Annotated in this window: 2 protein-coding genes; both read right to left on the bottom strand. The window is 37.3% G+C overall.

From position 1 onward, the window contains the following. Window positions 1-266: 6-bladed beta-propeller (locus VIO64_RS00035; RefSeq protein ID WP_331913922.1), on the bottom strand; the 266-nt coding region annotated here is incomplete at its 3' end. Between the two features lie 584 nt (window positions 267-850). Beyond that, on the bottom strand, window positions 851-1,690 hold the full coding sequence (locus VIO64_RS00030; protein WP_331913920.1) for a thioredoxin domain-containing protein: 840 nt from the start codon (window positions 1,688-1,690) through the stop codon (window positions 851-853). Between the last annotated feature and the right edge of the window lie 201 nt (window positions 1,691-1,891).

Below are 1,891 nucleotides of genomic sequence, written 5' to 3'. Positions count from 1 at the left end.
TCTTTAATTATAATTGAATTATTCCCTACTATTATTCTATCTCCATATGAACCTATATTAATTGTCCTCTGAATTAAGCTTTTTTTACTAGTTTCTAGTGGAATATATTCAATATCAATAAATCCTAAATCAGATAGTTTTACATTTGTGACTTTAGGTAACTTTTTAATATTAAAAGTCTTAATTTGGTTATTTTCCTCGATGTTGTTATTTTGGCAACTTATTATGAGTATTATGAATAGAAAAACTATGACAACTGGTTTCATACAAATGGAATAGCTTAGGATTTTCGATATGATAGATCTATTTTTTCATTAAATGATAGAGTTTCAAAAAAGGGAGGATTCACCTCCCTTTATAATACTTAATCACCGGCACATATTGCTTCTGTCCAAGGGCCACAGAGGTCTGAACAAACCTGATAAGCATATATACAAGTATCAATTGAAGCTGACCAGCATATTACACCATCTACTCTACAAGTAAGCCAACCATATCCTCCTCTTAAAGTCACTAGTTCCTCTTCCTTCATTAACTTTCCAGGATTGATCTGCAATTTATTAAGTTTTTTCATCTTTAAAATAATAAAAGGTTATTAATCATCGTCGTGTTTTATCAACGGATTTCATATATTGGCTTGGCTGCCGATCCGGTTAAAACATTATCTTTGCCAATACACCTCCTTTCTGTTGAGGAAAGGTCCGGGCAGGAAGTGGCACAGAGCTCAGAGCTCCCACCTTCACATGGGTTCCGGTGGGCGAGGCAGAGCACAGGGAAAAACTTCCTGCCCTTCTCTTTCAAATTTATTAAAAATGAATTCATTAATACCCAAGAATTTACTTATTGTTAATTAATTAACAGCACTTACTTTTATACTTACTTCCTCCTTCCCGTTAAAAATCTCCCTGAAATACCTCAAATCATCAATTTCATACTGTGGCGGGAGTTTGTAACCATTTATGAAAAAAGTCGGAGTTCCCATTACATTGCATTCTTTGAAAAGCTTCGTGCTTTCTTCATTAACTTCCCTGGAAAGATCACTGTCTTCAGGGATGCAAAGGCCTCCTGTGATCTTTGTCCTGGAATAGGGATCAGCATTAAACCATTGCTCCATTAGTTCTAATGATTCCGCTTCTTTGCCCTGCCTGTTATTGTTATAAAGAGTCGTGAGCATTTTGTTGTCGGATGTAATCAGAACAAGATTTATAATTATATCTTCATTTTCATTGAGCATGTTCCGGATCTTTTTAAAAGCTCTCGCACAATGAGAACAGTGCAGACTGAGAAATGCCGTTATCCTCACCGAAGCATCCCTGTTACCAAAAATCAGACTGCTCTCAGATAATGGAATATCATAGTAGGGCTGATTCATCAGAAGTATCCTCAGTATGTCAGGATTCTTTTTAAACCCGAGATACTTATAATAATGCATTTCCCCAGAGGTATACTCCCTGCGGAATAATATATACAGGGTGTAGACTAAAGCAATTACAGGTAAACTGAGTACAAGCCTTGTAACAGAATCCAAAGAAAAGCTAAGCTGTGAAAACTGAGGCATCAGTAAAACGAATTCTGTAATCAATATAAGCTGAACCCCAAGGCACATGGGGCACCACTTCTTCAAAACAACTCCCTGGTAATAAATCGAGAAGAGTGGATACGGTATTGAGAGGGCGGCAAGTATTGCCATTAAAGAAAGTCCTTCTCCTTCAGGGGACTGCAGAAGAAAGAGAAAACTGCCTGTAAAGTATACGAATCCGACATCGGCCCAGCCGAACCAACCAAATACTTTTGAAGCTTTGTCATCTGAACAAAGCAACCAACTGCAATACGGTTCTTAATGATAAAGCATCAAAAGTATTCGGGTGGTTCGGTTGGGCCGATGTCGGAT

The organism is Pseudobacteroides sp. (assembly GCF_036567765.1).
Lineage (GTDB): Bacteria > Bacillota > Clostridia > Acetivibrionales > DSM-2933 > Pseudobacteroides.
This window is presented reverse-complemented; position numbering and strand designations above follow the sequence as displayed.

Coding starts and splice junctions, on each gene's coding strand:
- VIO64_RS00030 (WP_331913920.1), bottom strand. CDS start 1,690: ATGGCAATACTTGCCGCCCTCTCAATACCGTATCCACTCTTCTCGATT.